Annotated in this window: 21 protein-coding genes and 1 pseudogene; 15 read left to right on the plus strand and 7 right to left on the minus strand. The window is 70.6% G+C overall.

The window, feature by feature from the left end; all coding sequences use genetic code 11:
* Positions 1 to 238: 238 nt before the first annotated feature.
* The 7 genes and pseudogenes from ACE3TA_RS16350 to ACE3TA_RS16380 all read left to right on the plus strand — a co-directional run bounded on the left by ACE3TA_RS16350 (position 239) and on the right by ACE3TA_RS16380 (position 6161).
* The gene (locus ACE3TA_RS16350; RefSeq protein ID WP_374575359.1) at positions 239 to 526 is read left to right on the plus strand and encodes an integration host factor subunit beta; all 288 of its coding nucleotides are present in this window, start codon (positions 239 to 241) and stop codon (positions 524 to 526) included.
* Positions 527 to 561: 35 nt separating this feature from the next.
* Positions 562 to 966 (plus strand): annotated as a pseudogene (mscL, locus tag ACE3TA_RS16355) (large-conductance mechanosensitive channel protein MscL); the annotation flags it as partial.
* A 151-nt stretch (positions 967 to 1117) separates the two neighbouring features.
* Entirely contained in the window at positions 1118 to 1768 is a 651-nt protein-coding gene (locus tag ACE3TA_RS16360; protein ID WP_374575360.1) for a phosphoribosylanthranilate isomerase, read from the plus strand.
* A gap of 24 nt (positions 1769 to 1792) precedes the next feature.
* Entirely contained in the window at positions 1793 to 3013 is a 1221-nt protein-coding gene (gene trpB / locus ACE3TA_RS16365) for a tryptophan synthase subunit beta (protein WP_374575361.1), read from the plus strand.
* Entirely contained in the window at positions 3010 to 3843 is an 834-nt protein-coding gene (gene trpA / locus ACE3TA_RS16370) for a tryptophan synthase subunit alpha (RefSeq protein WP_374575362.1), read from the plus strand. The genes trpB and trpA overlap by 4 nt, the downstream gene beginning before the upstream one ends.
* A 2-nt stretch (positions 3844 to 3845) precedes the next feature.
* Positions 3846 to 4769: an acetyl-CoA carboxylase, carboxyltransferase subunit beta gene (gene accD / locus ACE3TA_RS16375; protein WP_374575363.1), complete on the plus strand. Its 924-nt coding sequence runs from the start codon at positions 3846 to 3848 to the stop codon at positions 4767 to 4769.
* A gap of 72 nt (positions 4770 to 4841) precedes the next feature.
* Entirely contained in the window at positions 4842 to 6161 is a 1320-nt protein-coding gene (locus tag ACE3TA_RS16380; protein WP_374575364.1) for a folylpolyglutamate synthase/dihydrofolate synthase family protein, read from the plus strand.
* Between the two features lie 28 nt (positions 6162 to 6189).
* On the opposite strand, the gene ACE3TA_RS16385 is transcribed toward ACE3TA_RS16380, so the two are convergent.
* Together ACE3TA_RS16385 and ACE3TA_RS16390 are read right to left on the minus strand one after the other, a co-directional pair.
* Positions 6190 to 6747 (minus strand): ActR/PrrA/RegA family redox response regulator transcription factor, encoded by a 558-nt coding sequence (locus ACE3TA_RS16385; RefSeq protein WP_374575365.1) that lies wholly within the window; start codon positions 6745 to 6747, stop codon positions 6190 to 6192.
* Positions 6748 to 6859: 112 nt separating this feature from the next.
* Positions 6860 to 8245, minus strand: a complete 1386-nt coding sequence (locus ACE3TA_RS16390) for an ActS/PrrB/RegB family redox-sensitive histidine kinase (RefSeq protein ID WP_374575366.1) — start codon at positions 8243 to 8245, stop codon at positions 6860 to 6862.
* Positions 8246 to 8307: 62 nt separating this feature from the next.
* Here ACE3TA_RS16390 and ACE3TA_RS16395 point away from each other — a divergent pair, with 62 nt between their 5' ends.
* The 3 genes from ACE3TA_RS16395 (at position 8308) to ACE3TA_RS16405 (ending at position 11055) form a co-directional block, all read left to right on the plus strand.
* Positions 8308 to 8904, plus strand: coding sequence for an SCO family protein (locus tag ACE3TA_RS16395; protein ID WP_374575367.1), 597 nt, complete (start codon positions 8308 to 8310; stop codon positions 8902 to 8904).
* Positions 8905 to 8988: 84 nt separating this feature from the next.
* Positions 8989 to 10269 carry a polyhydroxyalkanoate depolymerase gene (locus tag ACE3TA_RS16400; RefSeq protein WP_374575368.1) on the plus strand — a complete coding sequence of 427 codons (1281 nt, stop codon included), beginning with the start codon at positions 8989 to 8991 and terminating at the stop codon, positions 10267 to 10269.
* Positions 10270 to 10311: 42 nt separating this feature from the next.
* The gene (locus ACE3TA_RS16405) at positions 10312 to 11055 is read left to right on the plus strand and encodes a M48 family metallopeptidase (protein ID WP_374575369.1); all 744 of its coding nucleotides are present in this window, start codon (positions 10312 to 10314) and stop codon (positions 11053 to 11055) included.
* A gap of 4 nt (positions 11056 to 11059) precedes the next feature.
* On the opposite strand, the gene ACE3TA_RS16410 is transcribed toward ACE3TA_RS16405, so the two are convergent.
* Both ACE3TA_RS16410 and ACE3TA_RS16415 read right to left on the minus strand, forming a co-directional pair.
* The gene (locus ACE3TA_RS16410) at positions 11060 to 11638 is read right to left on the minus strand and encodes a cob(I)yrinic acid a,c-diamide adenosyltransferase (protein ID WP_374575370.1); all 579 of its coding nucleotides are present in this window, start codon (positions 11636 to 11638) and stop codon (positions 11060 to 11062) included.
* A 4-nt stretch (positions 11639 to 11642) separates the two neighbouring features.
* Positions 11643 to 11846 carry a twin transmembrane helix small protein gene (locus ACE3TA_RS16415; RefSeq protein WP_374575371.1) on the minus strand — a complete coding sequence of 68 codons (204 nt, stop codon included), beginning with the start codon at positions 11844 to 11846 and terminating at the stop codon, positions 11643 to 11645.
* 290 nt (positions 11847 to 12136) lie between these two features.
* Between ACE3TA_RS16415 and ACE3TA_RS16420 the strand changes: the two genes are divergently transcribed.
* From ACE3TA_RS16420 to ACE3TA_RS16430, 3 genes are all read left to right on the plus strand, one after another.
* Complete coding sequence (locus tag ACE3TA_RS16420; RefSeq protein WP_374575372.1) at positions 12137 to 12352, plus strand: hypothetical protein; 216 nt, start codon at positions 12137 to 12139, stop codon at positions 12350 to 12352.
* On the plus strand, positions 12349 to 13002 hold the full coding sequence (locus ACE3TA_RS16425; protein WP_374575373.1) for a TetR/AcrR family transcriptional regulator: 654 nt from the start codon (positions 12349 to 12351) through the stop codon (positions 13000 to 13002). The genes ACE3TA_RS16420 and ACE3TA_RS16425 overlap by 4 nt, the downstream gene beginning before the upstream one ends.
* Before the next feature lie 64 nt (positions 13003 to 13066).
* Positions 13067 to 13684: a TetR/AcrR family transcriptional regulator gene (locus ACE3TA_RS16430; RefSeq protein ID WP_374575374.1), complete on the plus strand. Its 618-nt coding sequence runs from the start codon at positions 13067 to 13069 to the stop codon at positions 13682 to 13684.
* A gap of 3 nt (positions 13685 to 13687) precedes the next feature.
* On the opposite strand, the gene ACE3TA_RS16435 is transcribed toward ACE3TA_RS16430, so the two are convergent.
* Positions 13688 to 15337, minus strand: a complete 1650-nt coding sequence (locus tag ACE3TA_RS16435) for an acyl-CoA dehydrogenase family protein (protein ID WP_374575375.1) — start codon at positions 15335 to 15337, stop codon at positions 13688 to 13690.
* 83 nt (positions 15338 to 15420) lie between these two features.
* Here ACE3TA_RS16435 and ACE3TA_RS16440 point away from each other — a divergent pair, with 83 nt between their 5' ends.
* Positions 15421 to 16047, plus strand: coding sequence for a glutathione S-transferase family protein (locus ACE3TA_RS16440; RefSeq protein WP_374575376.1), 627 nt, complete (start codon positions 15421 to 15423; stop codon positions 16045 to 16047).
* Here the strand turns inward: ACE3TA_RS16440 and ACE3TA_RS16445 are convergent.
* On the minus strand, positions 16044 to 16844 hold the full coding sequence (locus ACE3TA_RS16445) for an alpha/beta fold hydrolase (RefSeq protein ID WP_374575377.1): 801 nt from the start codon (positions 16842 to 16844) through the stop codon (positions 16044 to 16046). The genes ACE3TA_RS16440 and ACE3TA_RS16445 overlap by 4 nt on opposite strands.
* 276 nt (positions 16845 to 17120) lie before the next feature.
* Between ACE3TA_RS16445 and ACE3TA_RS16450 the strand changes: the two genes are divergently transcribed.
* A complete protein-coding gene (locus ACE3TA_RS16450; protein ID WP_374575378.1) occupies positions 17121 to 18050 on the plus strand; it encodes a hypothetical protein in 930 nt (309 codons plus the stop codon).
* Positions 18051 to 18060: 10 nt separating this feature from the next.
* Here ACE3TA_RS16450 and ACE3TA_RS16455 read toward each other — a convergent pair whose 3' ends face one another.
* Positions 18061 to 19158, minus strand: coding sequence for a Rieske 2Fe-2S domain-containing protein (locus ACE3TA_RS16455; protein ID WP_374575379.1), 1098 nt, complete (start codon positions 19156 to 19158; stop codon positions 18061 to 18063).
* Positions 19159 to 19222 lie beyond the last annotated feature (64 nt).

Raw genomic sequence — 19222 nt, forward strand, 5'->3', positions numbered from 1 at the left:
CGCCGAGACGGCGGATCGGGCGACCGGTCCGCCGTTTTTCTTAATGGTCAAATGCCTATCTGCAGTTGAGCGTCGTTCGAATGCCCGCGTTATCCGGAAAATTACGTGATCACAGTTCAGTTCACGGCCCGGCGGCGGGAAATTTCGTTGCCCAAATGGCTCGTCAACCATCTTCGGGCCTTGAACATCCAACGGGAGTCGCCCATGGTCCGGGCGCCCAAAGGACCGGAAAGGCAGCATGATCAAGTCAGAACTGATCACCCGGCTGGCCGAGGAAAATCCGCACCTCACCCAGCGCGATGTCGAACGCGTGGTGGGCGTGATTTTGGAGCGAATGATTCAGGCTCTCGAGGCGGGCGGCCGCGTGGAGCTGCGTGGTTTCGGCGCCCTGTCGGTGCGCTCGCGCGACGCCCGCGCCGGCCGTAATCCGCGCACGGGCGCGCCGGTCGAAGTGCGCGCCAAGCACGTGCCGTTCTTCAAGAGCGGCAAGGAGCTGCGCGAAAGGCTTAACGCCAGCGACGAATAGGCTAGGCTCGCTCCCTCGCAATCGCAGAGGGCCCCATGAGCATCGGATCCGAATTCAAGGAATTCATCGCCCGCGGCAACGTGGTCGATCTGGCTGTCGGCGTGATCATCGGCGGAGCGTTCGGCGCGATCACCAAGAGCCTGGTGGACCAGGTGATCATGCCGCCCATCGGCCTGCTCCTGGGCGGCGTCGACTTCTCGACCCTGCAGATCGTGTTGAAGCCCGACGATCCGGCCACCGAGGCGGTGGAGACGGTGGCGATCCAGTACGGCGCCTTCATCAACACCATCATCCAGTTCCTGATCATCGCCTTCGTGGTCTTCCTGCTGGTCAAGGGCGTGAACGCCCTGCGCCGCCACGAGGAGCCCGCGCCCGAGCCCGAGGCGCCGCCCGCGCCGACGCCCACCGAGGCCCTGCTCACCGAGATCCGCGACCTGTTGAAGGCGCCGCCCGCGCCGTCGGCCGCCCCCGCCGCGGCCAAGACCACGGCGGCCCGCAAGCCCGCCGCGAGCAAGCCGAAGACCGCCTAGCCGCCGACGGCGGCCCGGGCGGGCCTTGCGTTTGGGCCGCCGAGCGCCCTAATGCCCGCCCATGAGCGGCGTTCAGGCCAAGATCTGCGGACTGTCCACGCCCGAGGCCGTGCGCGCGGCTCTCGACGGCGGCGCGCGGCACGTGGGGTTCAACTTCTTCGAGAAGAGCCCGCGCTACGTGACGGCGGAGGCCGCCGCGCGCCTGGCCGAGCCCGTGCGCGCCAAGGGCGGCGTGGGCGTCGTGGCGATCACCGTCGATCCTGACGATGCGCTCCTCGACCGGCTGGCGGCGGTGCTCAAGCCGGACTTCATCCAGTTGCACGGCAAGGAGACGCCGGCCCGCGCCCGCGAAGTCGCCGCCAGGACCGGCGCCGGCGTCATCAAGGTGCTGTCGGTGTCGGACGCCGACGACCTGGCCGGGGCCGCCGCCTTCGAGCCGGTGGTCGACCACCTGATGTTCGACGCCAAGACGCCGAAGGGCTCCGACCTGCCCGGCGGCATGGGCGCCAAGTTCGACTGGACCCTGCTCGCCGGACGGCGATTCAACCGGCCGTGGTTCCTGGCCGGCGGGCTCGACCCCTGGAACGTAGCCGAGGCCGTGCGGCTGTCCGGCGCGCCCATCGTGGACGTTTCTTCTGGCGTGGAGCGCGGTCCCGGACTAAAGGACCCCGCTCTGATCACGGCGTTTCTGGACGCCGTCCGTCGCGCCTGACCTCAAGCCGCCACAGATCGTCCCGTGAACGCACCCGCCAAGCCCAACGATTATTCCGCCTATCCCGACGCCCAGGGCCGCTTCGGCGACTATGGCGGCCGCTACGTCGCCGAAACCCTGATGCCGCTGGTCCTGGACCTGGACGCGGCCTATGCGGCGGCCAAGGCCGACGAAGGCTTCCAGGCCGAGCTCGCCGGCTTCATGACCCATTACGTGGGCCGGCCCTCGCCGCTCTATTTCGCCGAGCGGCTTACGCAGCACTTCGGCGGCGCGAAGATCTATCTCAAGCGCGAGGAGCTGAATCACACCGGCGCGCACAAGATCAACAATTGCATGGGCCAGATCCTGCTGGCCCAGCGGATGGGCAAGACCCGGATCATCGCCGAGACCGGCGCCGGCCAGCACGGGGTGGCCACGGCCACGGTCTGCGCCCGCTTCGGCCTGCCCTGCATCGTCTACATGGGCCAGACCGACGTGGAGCGGCAGAAGCCCAACGTGTTCCGCATGAACCTCCTGGGCGCGGAGGTGCGTCCGGTGACCAGCGGCACCGGCACGCTGAAGGACGCCATGAACGAGGCCATGCGCGACTGGGTCACCAACGTGCATGACACCTACTACCTGATCGGCACGGCCGCCGGCCCGCACCCCTATCCGGCGATGGTGCGCGACTTCCAGTCGGTGATCGGGATCGAGACCAAGGCCCAGGTGGTGGAGGCCGAAGGCCGCCTGCCCGACGCGGTGGTGGCCTGCATCGGCGGCGGCTCCAACGCCATCGGCATGTTCCATCCGTTCCTGGCCGACGAGGGCGTGCGCCTGATCGGCGTCGAGGCCGCCGGCCACGGGCTGTCCAGCGGCGAGCACGCCGCCTCGCTCACCGGCGGCCGGCCGGGCGTGCTGCACGGCAACAAGACCTACCTGCTGCAGGACGACGACGGCCAGATCAAGGACGCCCACTCCATCTCCGCGGGGCTGGACTATCCCGGCATCGGCCCCGAGCACGCCTGGCTGCACGACGTCGGCCGGGCCGAGTACGTGTCGGCCACCGACGACGAGGCGCTCGCCGCCTTCCAGCTCTGCGCCGAGCTCGAAGGCATCATTCCGGCGCTCGAGCCGGCCCACGCCCTGGCCCGGCTTTCGGATATCGTTAAGCAAATCGGCCCAGACGGGGTGGTTGTCCTGCTGATGTCCGGCCGTGGGGACAAGGACATCTTCACCGTCGCCGAGCACCTGGGACGCAAGATTTGACGACCTCGCGTATCGACGCCCGCTTCGCCGCCCTCAAGGCGGAGGGCCGCGCGGCCTTCGTGGCCTACGTCATGGCCGGCGATCCCGACGAGGCGACCGCCCTGGAGATCCTGAAGGGCCTGCCCGCCGCCGGCGCCGACGTGATCGAGCTGGGCTTTCCCTTCTCCGACCCGATGGCCGAGGGCCCGCCGATCCAGCGCGCCGCCCAAAGGGCGCTGGCCGCGGGCATGACCCTTCGCAAGACGCTGGCCATGGTCCGCGCCTTCCGCCAGGGCGAAACGGCCACGCCCGTGATCCTGATGGGCTACCTCAACCCGGTGCTGACCTACGGCTACGAGGCGTTCGCCCGCGACGCGGCCGAGGCCGGCGTCGACGGGCTGATCATCGTCGACTGCCCGCCGGAAGAAGCCGACCCGCTGACCGACGCCCTGGAAGCGGCGCACGTCTCGCTGATCCGCCTGGCCGCGCCCACCACCGACGACAGGCGCCTGCCGGCGGTGCTGCGGCGCACGTCGGGCTTCGTCTACTACGTCTCCGTCGCCGGCGTGACCGGCGTGAAGGAGGCCGACGCCGAGGCGGTCGCTCCCGCCGTGGCCCGCATCCGCAAGGCCTCGGGCCTGCCGGTGGCGGTCGGCTTCGGCATCAAGACCCCCGAACGCGCGGCGGCCATCGCCCGGGTCGCCGACGCCGCCGTGGTGGGTTCGGCCCTGGTCGAGGAGGTCGCCCAGGGCCTGGCGGGCAACGAAACCGTGACCGCGCGGGTTCTTTCCAAAGTCGAAACCTTAGCTAAGGCTGTGCGATCCGCGCGTGCGGAAAGCCTGACGGTGTGACCATGGCGATGGCTGAGCAAAGAAACGACAAGCCTGGCCGGCCCCAAGCGTCCCGTGAGCGGGGCGGCTGGCTGGCCCGCATCGCGCCCGGCGTGCGCAACGCCTTCGCCAAGCGCGAGACGCCGGACAATCTGTGGGTCAAGTGCCCCGACACCGGCGAGATGATCTACCGGCCCGACCTGGAGGCCTCCCTCTGGGTCACGCCGGCCGGCAGCCACATGCGCATCGGCACGGAGCTGCGGTTCAAGTACACCTTCGACGACGGCAAGTACGAGCGCATCGCCTCGCCGGTCACGCCGGACGACCCGCTGAAGTTTCCGGACGACAAGCCCTATCCCGAGCGTCTGAAGGCGGCCCGCAAGGCCACCGGCGAGCAGGACTCGATCGCCATCGCCTTCGGCCAGATCCAGGGCGTGCCGGCCGTGGTGGCGGTGCAGGACTTCGCCTTCATGGGCGGATCGCTGAGCATGGCGGCGGGCGAGGCTTTCATCAAGGCGGCCCACGAGGCGATCGCCCGCGACTGCCCGTTCGTGATCTTCACCGCCGCCGGCGGCGCGCGCATGCAGGAGGGCACGCTCTCCCTCATGCAGATGGCGCGCACGACCCTGGCGCTGAACGAGGTGAAGGCCAAGGGCCTGCCCTACATCGTCGTGCTCACCGACCCGACCACCGGCGGGGTGACGGCCTCCTACGCCATGCTGGGCGACATCCATCTGGCCGAGCCCAACGCCATGATCGCCTTCGCCGGCCGCCGCGTGATCGAGCAGACGATCCGCGAGACCCTGCCGCCGGGCTTCCAGCGCGCCGAGTTCCTGATGGAGCGCGGCCAGGTGGACCGGGTGGTCGTCCGCAAGGAGATCCCGGCCGTCCTGGGCTCCATCCTGAAGACCCTGATGATGGGGCGCGCGCGTTCGAAGGCGGCCTGATCGACTTCACCAGTCTGGTTTCCTTTTCCCTTCGCCGTCCGGGCGCAGGGAGCTTTGTGCTGGCGCACCCGCATGTTTGATCCGATCCGCGCGTCCGACGAGATCATCCAGCGCCTGCGCGCCAACCATCCCAGCCTCATCGACCTGACCACCGGCCGCGTGCAGCGGCTGCTGGCGGTGATGGGCCACCCGGAACGCAAGCTGCCGCCGGTGGTGCATGTGGCCGGCACCAACGGCAAAGGCTCCACCGTCGCCTATGTGCGCGCCATCGGCGAGGCGGCCGGACTGAAGGTCCACGCCCTGACCTCGCCCCACCTGGTGCGCTTCGCCGAGCGCATCCGCATCGCCGGCGAGCTGATCGGCGACGCGCAGCTTTCGGCCCTGGTGGACGAGCTGGAGGCGGCCAACGCCGGCGAGCCCATCAGCTTCTTCGAGATCTCGACGGTGCTGGCGCTCACCGCCTTCGCCCGCACGCCGGCGGATCTGTGCGTGATCGAGGTGGGCCTGGGCGGGCGCTTCGACGCCACCAACATCTTCGAGGCCCCGGCGGTCAGCGTCATCACGCCGGTGGACTACGACCATCTCGAGTTCCTCGGCCCGGAGCTGTCGAAGATCGCCTGGGAGAAGGCCGGGATCATGCGACCCGGCCGGCCGGTCGTCGTCGCCCGCCAGATGGACGAGGCCCTGGAGGTGATCGAGGCCGAGGCCGAGCAGACCGGCGCGTCGATGAGCCTCATGGGTCGCGACTTCGACGCCTGGGAGGAGCGCGGCCGGCTGATGGTGCAGATGCAGGATCGGCTCTACGACCTGCCCGCGCCCAGCCTGTTCGGCGGCTATCAGTACGCCAACGCCGGCCTGGCCGTTGCCGCGGCGCTGGCGTTGGGCGACCCGCGCATCGACGAGGCGGCGCTGGCCCGCGGGGTGTCCTCGGCGGTATGGCCCGCGCGTTTCCAGCGGCTGACGGCCGGCCCGCTCGGGCGCATGGCCGCGGCGCGGGGCAGCGACCTGTGGCTGGACGGCGGGCACAATCCCCACGCCGGGCGCGCCCTGGCCGAGGCCGCCGGCCGGCTGCTGGCGCGCGATCCGCGGCCCCTGACGCTGGTGGTCGGCATGTTCGCCCGCAAGGACGCGGCCGGCTTCCTCGCCCCGTTCCGCCAGATGGCGCCGCGGGTCATCGTCACCACCTTCGATTCGCCGACCGCCGCCTCGACGGACGAGTTGGCCGCCGCGGCGCGTCAGAACGGTCTGGAGCCGGAGATCGCGCCCGACGTGGGCGCGGCCGTGGAGCTGGCCCTGGCCGGGGGCGGCCCGCCGCCGCACGTGCTGGTCTGCGGCGGCCTGCATTTCGCCGGCGAGGTCCTGGCCATGAGCCCGGAGACCTGGCCGGTCTGAGGGAGCGTCCGCCTCGGCGAGGAGCCTCTCAGCGGGGGGCGCGCTTGGCCAGGATGCGCTGCAGGGTGCGCCGGTGCATGTTCAGTCGCCGCGCCGTTTCCGAGACGTTGTGGCCGCACAGTTCATAGACCCGCTGGATGTGCTCCCAGCGGACGCGGTCGGCGCTCATCGGGTTGTCGGGCGGCGGCGGGGCCTCGTCCCTGCGGGCGAGGAGCGCGCGGGCCACGTCGTCGGCGTCGGCGGGCTTGGACAGATAGTCCACCGCCCCGGCCTTCACCGCGGCTACGGCCGTGGCGATGTTCCCATAGCCGGTCAGCATGATGATCTTGGCGTCGGGCCGCGCGTCGCGCACCGCTTCCACCACCTTCAGGCCCGAACCGTCGTCCAGGCGCATGTCGAGCACGGCGTAGGCGGGCGCAGTGCTCTTCACCGCCTCCAGGGCTTCGGCGACGCTGCCCACCAGGGTGGGCTCGAATCCGCGTTGCTCCAACGCGCGCCCGAGCCGGGTCCGCATCGGCGCGTCGTCGTCCAGGACGAGCAGCGACTTGTCGGGCAGTTGGGCGATTTCCGAGGACAAATCGGTCATGAGACTAAGCCCTTTTAGGGCTTCCTCCTCCGCGTATGCGACATCATGTCGCTGCTTCTGGCTGTGGTGCAAGCCTCTGAATTCAAGGCCGTGAGTCTGTTCAAGATTTTTGTCACTCCTGGCGCACTTCGATCCGTGCACGGGGCCATCTGGCCGACACCACCGCGCCGCGCGGCCGCGCGTTCTGGAACTTCACCTGCGCGCCGGTGCGCTCCAGCAGCGTCTTGGAGATGAAGAAGCCCAGGCCCATGCCCACGTGGCCGCTGCGCGAACCCTCCGCGCCCGGGCGGGTGGTGACATAGGGCTCGCCCAGCTTGGCCAGCACCTCCGGGGCGAAGCCGGGACCGTCGTCGCGCACCTCCACCGAGATCGCCTGGGCGTCGAAGCGGGCGGTGACCAGCACCTCGGAGGTGGCGAAGTCGACGGCGTTCTCAACGAACGAGGTCATGGCGTGCATCACTTCGGGCATGCGCCAGATGTCCGGCGCCTTCACGCCGGGGGCCCCGGTGACGATCGCCTCCACCCGCACCTCGGTGGAGGCGGCGTGCGGCTCGATCACCTCGTGGACGAACTGCAGCAGGCTCATGCGCTCGTGCACCTCGTCCTGGGCGTCGGGCGTCTCGGCCAGGCGGCGCAGGATCTCGCGGCAGCGCTCGGCCTGGGCGATCAGCAGGGCCGCGTCCTCCTTCACCTCCTGGGTGGGCGCCTCGCGGGACATCTCCTTGGCGACGATCGAGATGGTGGCGAGCGGCGTGCCCAGCTCGTGCGCGGCGGCGGCGGCCAGGGCGCCCAGGGCCGACAGCCGCTGCTCGCGCGCCAGGACCGCCTGGGTCACGTCCAGCGCCAGCGCCATGCGCGAGGCGTCCTCGGCGGCCTGGCGCACGTAGCTGGCGATCAGCATCACCGCCACGATCGCCGCGGCCGCCGCGCTCAGGCGGAAGCCCAGGCTCATGGTTCCGGCGGGCGGCGGGGCCCAGGGCTGCGGCCAGGCGAAGAAGGCCAGCGCCAGCGCCGTGGCGATGGCCAGCGCGCCGAGGGGCGCCAGCACCGGCAGCGGCTGGGTGGCGGCCGCCAGCACGACCGGGGCGACCAGCATCACCATGAACGGGTTGCCCGCGCCGCCGGTCAGATAGACCAGCCCGCCGATCTGGATCACGTCGAAGCCGAGCTGGACGGCCGCCTCCAGCTCGCTCGTCAGGCGCTGGCCGGGCGAGGCCACGCCGGTGAGCAGGTTGATCCAGGCCGCCAGCCCGACGAGGCCGAAACAGAGCAGGTAGGGCGCCTCCAGGTTCAGCGCCGTGCGGGCGATCGCCAGGATCACCACCTCGCCCATGATCACCAGCCACCTGGAGGCGGTGAGGGTGCGCACGCGCAACCGCCCCCGCCGGGCCATGCCCATGTCCCAGGCCGGCCGCGCTTGCGCGGCGTCGGCGCCCGCCCTATCGAGGTCGGCGAGCGTCTTGGAGTCGGCTTGTTCCTGTGCGGCCGCCTGCGCCATGGTTGCAGGATCGACGAGTTCGCGTCGCCTGACGAGCCTCAATGCGACGAAAGGCGGAGGATATGCGAACCCGGTCGGCCATCTTCCTGGCGCTAGGCGTGGCGGCGGCGGTGACGCTGGCGGTGCTGTTCGCCCGCAGCGGCGGTTTCGCGCCGCCCGGCTCGGGCGCCGGCGCGGTGGGCGGACCGTTCCAGATGGTCGACCAGAACGGCCGCCGGGTGGACGAAGGCGTGCTCAAGGGCAAGTGGAGCGCGGTGTTCTTCGGCTACACCTACTGTCCGGACGTCTGTCCCCAGACGCTGCAGGCCCTGGCCGCCGCCGAGGATCAGCTCGGCCCCAAGGGGCGCGACTTCCAGGTGGTCTTCGTCACGGTCGATCCCAAGCGCGACACGCCCGACCAGCTCAAGGCCTATCTGTCGGCCGATTCCTTCCCCAGGGGCGCGATCGGCCTGACCGGGACGGCCGAGCAGACCGCGGCCATCGCCAAGGCCTACCACGTGTTCTACGAGGCGAGCGGCGAGGGCGACAGCTACGTCGTCAGCCACTCCACCCCGACCTACCTGATGGACCCCAAGGGCCGGTTCAACCGCGTCATCCCCTACAACCTGCCGCCCGACGAGGTGGCCCGGCAGATCGCCAAGGCCATGCGGGCGGGATGACGCAGGGCGCGATTTCCCCGACGGAAACTGGACTTCGTTAATACGCCTTGTGCTATGCTGCGGCGCACAAGGAACCCATGTGCCATGCTCTATTCGCTCTATGAGACCGGCTACTACGGATCGACGCCGCTGCGCCTGGGCGCGCTGCTGACGCGCGAGTTCTGGAGTTCGCCGCTCAATCCCGCCAAGGATTCCGGCGTCGGGCGCCGCCTGTTCGCCGGCGCCGACCTGTTCGCCAACCTCACCCGCCGCTACGGCCGCCCCGACTGGGGCATCGACACCGTCGAGATCGACGGCGAGCCCGTGCGCGTGCGCAGGAACGAGGTGTGGCGCAGCCCCTGGGTGCGCCTGCTGCACTTCTCCCGCAGCATGGCCGACATGCGCAAGGCCGGCCGGACGTCGGTGGAGCCGCCGGTGCTGATCGTGGCGCCGTTGTCCGGCCACTACGCCACCCTGCTGCGCGGCACCGTGCAGACCTTCCTGCAGAACCACGAGGTGTTCGTCACCGACTGGTCCAACGCCCGCGACGTGCCGGTGCTGGAAGGCCGCTTCGACTTCCACGACTACATCGACCACGTCCGCGAGATGCTGCGCGTGCTGGGCCCGCGCCCGCACGTGGTGGCCGTCTGCCAGCCGGGTCCGCCGGTGCTGGCCGCCGCGGCCCTGATGGCCGAGGACGGCGAGCCGTCGCGTCCGGGCACCATGACCTTCATGGGCTCGCCGATCGATGCGCGCCTGTCGCCGACGGTGACCAACAAGCTGGCCGAGGAGCGGCCCTTCTCCTGGTTCGCCTCGAACATGATCTACACCGTGCCCGCGCCCTACCCGGGCATGGGCCGGCGGGTCTACCCGGGCTTCGTGCAGCTCTACAGCTTCATGTCCATGAACCTGGACCGCCACCAGCAGGCGCACATGCGCTACCTGGAGGACCTGATGAAGGGCGACGGCGATTCCGCCGAAAAGCACCTGGAGTTCTACGACGAGTATCTGTCGGCCCTGGACCTGACCGAGGAGTTCTACCTGCAGACGGTCAAGAACGTGTTCCAGGACTACCTGCTGCCCCGGGGCGAGCTCGCCCATCGCGGCCGCCAGGTGCGCCCCGACAAGATCCGCGATATCGGCCTTCTGACCGTCGAGGGCGAGAACGACGACATCTCCGGCATCGGCCAGACCCAGGCCGCGCACGCGATCTGCTCGCAACTGCCCGAGAGCCTGAAGGAAGACTACGTGCAGCCCCACGTGGGCCACTACGGCGTCTTCAACGGCCGCCGGTTCCGCGAGGAGATCTACCCGCGCGTGACCAACTTCATCCGCCGCTTCGAGGCGCGGATGGACCACCGGGCCGCCGCCAACGCCGCCGAATAGCCGGCCTCGCGGGCGCGGAGAAAACACGCTAGGTCAGCGTCCATGAAGCCCTTCGGCCGCGCTCCCGCCGACGGCGACCGGCTCGACGTCGCCGGGGCCGTGGTCCGCCTCAAGGTCAACGCCCGCGCCCGGCGCGTGTCGCTGCGCGTGGACCGCGCCAAGCGCGAGGTGATCGCCGTGGCGCCGTCGGCGCGGCGCCTGTCCGAGGCCGCCGCCTTCGCCCGCGACCGCGCCGAATGGATCGCCGCGCGCCTGGCCGAGCTGCCCCGGCCCCTCGCACTCGCGCCCGGCCAGACGCTGCAGGTGTTCGGCGAGACCTGCCGGCTCGAGACCGCATCCGCGCGGGCGCGGTGGGTCGAGGCGGCCGACGGCGCCGGCGCGCGGCTGCTGGCCGCCGGCGAGGGCGAGGTCTTCGCCATGGGCGTGGTGCGGGTGATCAAGCGCCGGGCGCTGCAGGTGTTCACCGAGCGCACGGCCGTCCACGCCGCGGCCCTGGGCTGTCCCATGCCCAGCGTGGCGGTGATGGACGCCAAGGCCCGCTGGGGGTCGTGCAAGGTCGACCCGCGGGGCGGCCCGGCGGCGATCCGCTACTCCTGGCGGCTGGCGCTCGCGCCCTTCGAGGTGGCCGACTACGTGGCCGTCCACGAGTGCGCGCACCTGCTCGAACAGAACCACGGCCCCCGCTTCTGGGCCCATGTGCGGGCGCTTTCCGGCGACGAGAAGGCCCATCGCGCCTGGCTGCGCGCCGAGGGGGCGCGGCTGCACGCCTTCGGCCGGGCCGCCTAGGGCGCTACCGCGTCGCGCCGGATCGCCACAACACCTCCGAACGCCCCTGGTCGTTGGCGTGGCGCGCGGCCACGAACAACAGGTCCGACAGCCGGTTGAGATACTTCACCGCCTGCGGGCTCACCGGCTCGCCGCCCTCGTCGCGCAGGCGGATCGCCGCCCGCTCCGCCCGCCGGCAGACGGTGCGCGCCAGGTGCAGGTGGGCGGCCGCGGGGGCGCCGCCCGGCAGGATGAACGACTCCAGCGCCGGCAGCGCGCCGTTCAGGGCGTCGATCTCGGCCTCCAGCCGCGAAACCTGGCTGTCGATGATGCGCAGCGCCTGGCCCGGCGCCTCGTCCGGCCGCTCGGGCGTGGCCAGATCCGCGCCCAGGTCGAAGAGCTCGTTCTGCACGCGGCCGAGGATGGCGTCGAGCAGCACGTCGGCGCCGGTGTGCAGGCGCGCCAGGCCGACGCAGGCGTTGGTCTCGTCCACCGCGCCGTAGGCCTCCACCCGCAGGCTGGCCTTGCTGACCGGCGCGCCGGTGGCCAGGCGCGTGGTCCCGTCGTCGCCGGTCCGCGTGTAGATGCGGTTCAGCGTGACCATCGGCCTAGAGGTGGCCGCGGGTGAACCAGACCGAGGCGACGAGGATCGCGATGGCGATCGCCTGCAGCAGCACGCGCAGCCGCATCAGCTTGTTGGAATAGGAGCGGCCGAATTCCCCCCCGCGGAACAGGGCGTAGATGCCCACGCCGAGCGTCACCGTCACGGCGAGAAGGGAAAGCGGGATGAGCACGTGGAAAAGAGTGGCCATGGCGCCAGTCTATTCGGCGCCGGGGCCGCGCGCCACACTCGTTGACGTTTCCGATATTGCGTTGGGTGAATCTGCTCAGTAAGCACATCACCGAACGCATTGATTGGCGCGGCTTTGTAATGCGCGCCAAGGGTGCGGACAGGCCGCGCTGCGACGGTCGGTCGCAATGCAACCAATGATCACCTGCGATACTGGGCGTCGCCTCCGTATCGCGTAACGGAGTGCACTGAACACGATCAACGAACGTCATCGCCTGGACGCGCCGCGGCGATGAGTCAGAGGGCCTCCCCATGAACGCGAACCGCTCCGCCATCGCCCAGAGCCCGGAAGCGACCGATCAGGAGGAGGAGATCCGCCAACTCATCACCGACCTGAGGGACGCGGCCCATGACGGGCGCCGGCTGGCGCGACGCTACGCCGAGCTGCTCGAGAAGATCGTCGACGAATACTGCGTCGAATTCGAGAAACGCGCCGAAGCGGCGCTAGCAAGGCTCAATGATAAATGAAACATCTGACCGGAAATATTCTGCCGGCGGGCGAGACCGAGGTGCGGGTGCCTACCCGGCGCGCGCTCGCCAAGCAACAAACCCGCGCCAAGGTGCTGGCGGCGGCCCGCCGCCTCTTCAGCGAGCAGGGCTTCGACGGGGCGACGATCCGCGACATCGCCGCGGCCGCCGGCATGTCCACCGGGGCGGTGTTCGCCAACTTCGCGGACAAGACCGACCTGTTCCACGAGATCATGATCGCCGACATCGCCATGCTGGCCGAGGAGATGCGGGCGGCCGCGTCGCGGGGCAAGACGGTCGATGAGGCGCTGCTGAAGATCTTCATGGCCGGCTACAGCTTCTACAAGGGCCAGTTGCCGCTCGCGCGCGCCGCCTTCAGCGTCTCCTGGACCTCCGACCACGGCCGCGTGCTGCGCAAGATCGAGCCGGCCCAGGTGCTGATCGAGCTGATCGCCGACGAACTGAACGCCGGCGCGGCCCGCGGCGAGCTGTCCCGCGAATGCGAGGTCCGCCTGCGCAGCCAGATGCTGTTCGACTGCTATCTGTCGAACTACCCGCAGGCGATCTTCGACGGCTGGAGCCTGGATGCGCTGCAGACCCGTTCGCGCGACCAGATCCGGGTGGTCCTGGCTGGCGCCCGGCGGGGGTGAGGCGAGCCCGCGTCAGACGGGCCGCCAAAGACAAGCCGGAATCGGCTGAACAGGGGGAGGGTGGATGCGGAAGGCGCAAAAGGAGGCCACGCGACAGCGCGTGCTCGACGCGGCGCGGAGCCTGTTCGAGAGCCGGGGCTACGAGGAGACCACCGTGCGGGCCATCGCCAAGGAGGCGGGCGTCGCGGTCGGCAGCGTCTTCACCAGCTTCGCCTCCAAGAGCGAGATCCTCAGCCAGGTGATGGCCGACCGGCTGGAGGGGCTCTACGCGGAGCTGGACCGCCTGGCGCCCTGCCTGCGCGGCTCCACGGCCGACCGGCTGCGCACGATCTTCGCGTTCCACTTCTCGTTCGAGACGCGCCGCACGCGCCTGTTCCTGGCCCATATCGCAGCGGCCTACGACTGGACGCGCAGCGCCGCCTCGATGCCCTACGGGCGCAATCCCCAGCTCAAGCAGATCATCTTCGACTGCCTGGCCGAAGGCGCGGCGCGGGGCGACGTCGATCCGACCGTCGACCTGGAGATGGTGGTGGACCTGTTGATGGCGGCCTACGCCTGGATCTACCGGCTGGCGGCCTGGGAAGGCGCCGACGCCGACACCATGAGCGCGGTGATGGATCGCCAGATCGGCCTCATCGCCCGCGGCTTCCTGCCCCGCGGCCAGGCGTCCTCGCTGCTCTGAGGATCAGTTGGCGCCTTCCAGCAGGCGTCGCGCGATCACCTGGGCCTGGATCTCGCCGGCGCCCTCGAAGATGTTGAGGATGCGCGCGTCGGCCAGCACGCGGCTCACCGGCTGCTCGGTGGCGAACCCGGTTCCGCCGTGGATCTGCACGGCGTTGTCGGCGGCGGCCCAGGCGACGCGGGCTGCGACCAGCTTGGCCATGCCGGCCTCCAGGTCGCAGCGCCGGCCTTCGTCCTTGGCGCGGGCGGCGAACCAGGCCAGCCGCCTGGCGCCCACCAGCTCGGCGGCCATCATCGCCAGCTTGTTGGCCACCCGCGGGAACTCGGCGATCGGCTGGCCGAACTGGCGCCGCTCCAGGGCGTAGTCCAGCGCCAGGTCCAGCGCGTTCTGCGCCACGCCGATGGCCCGGGCGGCGGTCTGGATGCGCGCCGATTCGAAGGTCGCCATGAGCTGGATGAAGCCCTGGCCCTCCTGGCCGCCCAGCAGGTTCTCGGCCGGCACGGCGAAGCCGTCGAAGGCGAGCTCGTACTCCTTCATGCCGCGATAGCCGATCACGCCGATCTCGCCGCCGGTCAGGCCCTCCACGGGGAAGGGGTCGGCGTCGGTTCCCCGCGGCTTTTCCGCCAGCAGCATGGAAAGGCCGCGGTGGTCCTTCGAGGCCGGGTCGGTGCGCGCCAAGAGGGTCATCAGGTCGGCCCGCGCGGCGTGGGTGATCCAGGTCTTGGCCCCGGTCACGCGCCACGCCTCGCCCTGGAGCACGGCGCGCGTGCGCAGCGAGCCCAGGTCCGAGCCGGCCTCGGGCTCGGTGAACACCGCTGTGGGCAGCACCTTCCCGGCCGCGATCGCCGGCAGCCAGCGCGCCTTTTGCTCGGCGGTGCCGTGCGCCAGGATCAGCTCGCCGGCGATCTCCGAGCGGGTGCCCAGCGAGCCGACGCCGATGTAGCCCCGCGACAGGGCCTCGGAGACCACGCACATGGCGGTCTTGCCCATGCCCGAGCCGCCGAACGCCTCCGGGATCGTCAGGCCGAACACGCCCAGCGCCCCCAGCTCCTCCACCAGCGGCAGGGGGATCAGCTCGTCGGCCAGGTGCCAGCCGTGGGCGAAGGGGGTGATCTTCTCGGCGGCGAAGGCGTGGAACTGGTCGCGCACCTGGTCGAGCGTCTCGTCCAGGCCGCTGGCCTCCAGCGAGGGCCGGCCCCGCGCGTCTTCCAGCAGGCGCACGATCCGCGCCTTCACCGCCTGGCCCGCGCCGGGCCGCAGGCGCGCGATCGCCGGCTCCAGGCGCTCGGCGGTCAGGCCGAAGTCGCCGGGGCGCACGGTCTCGCCCTGGTTCATCGGCAGGCCGCCGGCGAGCTGGGAGAGGTATTCGAAGGCCAGGAGCTGGGCGGGCAGGGCCTCGGCCTCGCCGAAGCGGCCCTCCGCCTCCAGCGCCGCGGCCCAGGCCGCCGTCTGCGCCAGGGTCTCGGCGTAGGTGGTCGCCCAGGCCAGGCCGTGGGCCAGATGCTGCTCGGCGTCGACCGCCGCCCGATCGAGCCGGCCGTCGCGGCTGGTGCGCTCGGCCAGCGCGGCGCGCATGTTCGCGCAAAGGCCCTGGGCCGCGTCGGCGGCCTCACGCAGCAGGGCGACGAGGTCTTGAAGGACGAGAGCGCTCATGCGCCGATGTCTTAGACGCCGCACCTTGCGTCAGGCTACAGGCCTTGAATATACATCGTAAATCAAAAGCGAGGGAGCCCACCATGATCGTCGTCCACCACCTGAACGACTCGCGCTCGCAGCGCATCCTCTGGCTCCTGGAGGAGCTGGGCGTCCCCTACGAGATCAAGCCCTACCAGCGCGACGCGGCCACGCGCCTGGCGCCGCCGGAGCTGATGGAGGTCCATCCGCTCGGCAAGTCGCCGGTGATCACCGACGACGGGATCACGGTCCACGAGTCCGGGGCGATCATCGACTACCTGATCCGCAAGCACGGCGGCGGACGCCTGCAGCCGGCGCCGGGAAGCGCCGACCACGAGACCTATCTGCAGTGGCTGCACTACGCCGAGGGCTCGGCGATGCTGCCGCTGATGCTGTTCATGTACGTCGCGCGCCTGGGCGAGGCGGGCGCGCCGCTCATGCCGCGGATCGACAGCGAGATGGCCAACCACCTGGGCTATGTCGACCGCGCCCTGGAAGGCCGCCAGTTCCTGGTGGGCGAGGACCTGACCGGGGCCGACGTGCAGATGAGCTTCGTCGGCGAGGTCGCCGGCGCCTTCGGCCGCCTGCCCAGCTATCCGAACCTGGCCGCGTGGACCGGCCGGCTGCACGCCCGGCCGGCCTTCAAGGCCTCGATCGAAAAGGGCGGCGTCTACGGCCTGGCGGGCTAGAAGCGCCCCTCGAAGGGGTCGTCCAGCAGGCCGTCCAGGAAGTCGAACACCGCCGCCTTGGTCAGCGCGTGCGGGATCGCCGAGAAGTGGTCGCAGCCGGCCACCGTCAGCGCGCGCCCGTGCGGGAAGATCTGCGCCAGGCCCTCCGGATCGCCGGCCAGCGAGTCCCTCTGGCCGGCCAGCACCAGCACCGGAACCGGCAGGGCGGCCATGGCGTCGCGGTCGAGCGGCGGGTTGTCGGCGGCCGTGCAGGCCGCCAGGGCCTGGCGGTCCTCGCCCTGTTCGTCGGCGAAGTGGCGGAAGCTGCGCAGCATCGGCTCCTCGATCGTCTCCGGATCGTCGGCCAGGAGCGCCTTGGCCATCGGCCGCTCCATGCCCGCGGGCCCCTCGCGCTCGCCCAGCAGCTTGTCGCCCACGCCGCCGAGGATCAGGTTCGACACCCGGTCCGGCGCCTTCAGGGCCGCCGCCAGGGCCACGCGCGCGCCCATGGAGTAGCCGAACAGGTCCACGCGCCCCAGCCCCAGGTGGTCCATCAGGGCGATCACGTCGCCGGCCAGGGCGTCGCGGCCGTAGGCGGCCGGATCGTGCGGCTTGGCGCTCTCGCCGTGGCCCCGCTGGTCGAAGGCGACGCAGCGCATCCGCCGCCGCTCGAACGCGCCGTACCAGCCGGTCCGCCGCCAGCCCTCGGCGCGGTTCGAGGTGAAGCCGTGCACCAGAAGGATCGTGCGCTCGCCCCCGCCCGCGGGCGCGACGTCGTCATAGGCCAGGTCGAAGGCGCCGGAAGAGAAGCTGGGCATGGGCGGAGGCTCGTGAAGCGATGCTTAATCCAAGCTTCACCCTAAAGCGGCGTTACGCCTATTGGAAAATATACGACGGTAGAAAAATCGACGCTCGCCTGACGGTAGAGTCAAATGCAGCTTAAGCGTTGGTAAAAAGGCGTGTCACATTAAGGTCGCGATAATCGCGACATGTCAAAAATCTCGGCGTGGCGAATCGTCGCGACTGGGGGAAATGCGATGACTGATCAAAAACCCACGCGGTCTATGACCATACCCTCCACGCGGGTCGAACGCGTGGCCAAGCGTCTCGCGCGCGACAAGGCGCGGCACGATCGCGCGGCCCTGCGCGCCGAAAGCGTGAATGCGTCGTCGTCCGACGTCTCCGAGCTGCGCACGCGGATCGCCGCGCTGACCGAATGCCACCACATCGACTACGACCCCACCGACTGGGCGGCCGTGGCGGCCCGTGGCGAGGTCGAGCGCCCGGTGCGCGCCAGCATCAACGAAGCGGCCGCGCGCAAGGCTCTGGCCGGCTATCGGCCGAGCCTGATCGAGCGGCTGTTCGGCCTGGACCAGGATCGCCGCCGCGCCCTCACCGCGCGGGTGGCCGAGGCCGCCTCCAAGGACGAGGCCGCCTACCGCGCCGCCCGCAAGGTCGCCGACGACCACAACGCCGAGGTTCAGTTCGCCGTGCGCCTGCTCGAGCTCGACGTGAGGACCATCAACACGTCGCTGGCCGAGAACACCTCGCTCGACGACGTCGGCCCGGCCATCGAGGGCCTGCGCCTGCACGTGCCCACCCGCGGCCGGCTCGTGGCCGTGGTGTCGGGCCTGGAGCTGGAGGATATGCCCGACGAGGAGATCGTGGTCTCCGCCGCCCGGGCGGTGTTTCGTCCGCTGTCGCGGTCGGCCATGGCCGAGCTGCATCGGCGCAACCTGTGCTCGGCCGCCCTGCGCGTGGCCGCCGAGGTGCTGTCGGCCTGCCCGGTCGAATGGGTCGAGGTCGTGCTGGAGTGCGACATCACCGACCGCATCAACCAGCAGGTGGAACGCGCGCCGGTGCTGCACGTCAAAATCGGCCACAGGGCCCTGGTCGACATGGCGCTGGAGACGGTGGACCCGGTGCAGGCCGTGACCGATTTCGGCGCCCGGATGAACTGGTCGCCGGCGGAGGGCTGCGAGCCCATCGAGACGCCGGACCTGGCCCTGCCCGTCGCGGCCTAGGGCTCGTCGCCTAGCTGCGCCACTTCAGGACGGCCGGCTCCACCGGATTGGCGAAGGCCCGGCCCTCGCGGCGGCTGGCGGCCCATTCGCGCTTCAACTGCTGATACCACTTGGCCTGACGGTCGGCGTCGTCGATCCACAGCAGCGAGGAGTCGTACCGCAGCCCCTCGTTCTGCAGGTTCACCATGTCGCCGTCCTGGCGCAGGAACGCCCGCGCCCCGGCGGCGATGAACGGCTTGAGCAGCACGAACGCCGGATGGTCGGACCAGACGATCTGGGTGATCCGCGTCTTCTTCTCATGGATCGGCGTCAGGCAGGTCAGCGACAGCACCTGGCGCTTGCCGACGGTCACGTGCTCCCAGCGCAGGCCGGGAATGCGGAAGGTGATCTCGGTCAGCGGCTCGCCGCCCAGGATCACATAGGCGCGGCTGTTCTTCGACGGCTCGTGGCGCACCATGGCGAAGCCGGCCTCGCGCGGCTCGAACTTCTTGCTCTTCTCGTGCTGGCTCTTCGACGAGCGCCACCACCACTGCTGATGCACGTAGGGGCCGTGCGCCGGGTCCATCAGCCCCACCACCGCGTGGTCGATGTGGGAATCGAAGTCCATCCGGTCGACCAGCTTGGGTCCCCCGCCGACCACGCCGGGGAACACCGGCGGCGGCTCGGTCGGTTCGGCCGCGCCGCGCGCGTCCGAGGCCATCCAGATGAAGACCAGCCCCTGGCTCTCGGCCACCGGATAGCGCCGCACCTTGATGCGCGAGACGTCCATCGCCTGGTCGGCCACCAGCGAGGGGATCGCCGTGCACGCCCCGTCGGTTCCGAAGCGCCAGCCGTGATAGGGGCACTCGATCGTCTCGCGCCCGTCGGCCTCGGCGACCAGCCGCCCGGCCGAGAAGGGCGCGGCCCGGTGCGGGCACACGTCGCGGATGGCGTAGGCCTCGCCCTTGCGCGTGCGGCCCAGGAGCACCGGCTCGCCCAGGATCTCGTAGCGCTGAAGCTTGCCGGGCTTCAGGTCGTCCGCCAGGGCGGCGAAATACCAGATGTCGGTGAGGAAGCCCTCGCCGAAGCGGGTCTCGGAACGGGCGGGGCGGGCGTCGCCTTCGGGCATGGCGCGAATCTATCCGTTGCGGCGGCGCGAGCCTAGAGCACGCGCCGCCTGGCGGGTCTGATCT

The organism is Phenylobacterium sp. (assembly GCF_041916435.1).
Classification (GTDB): domain Bacteria; phylum Pseudomonadota; class Alphaproteobacteria; order Caulobacterales; family Caulobacteraceae; genus Phenylobacterium.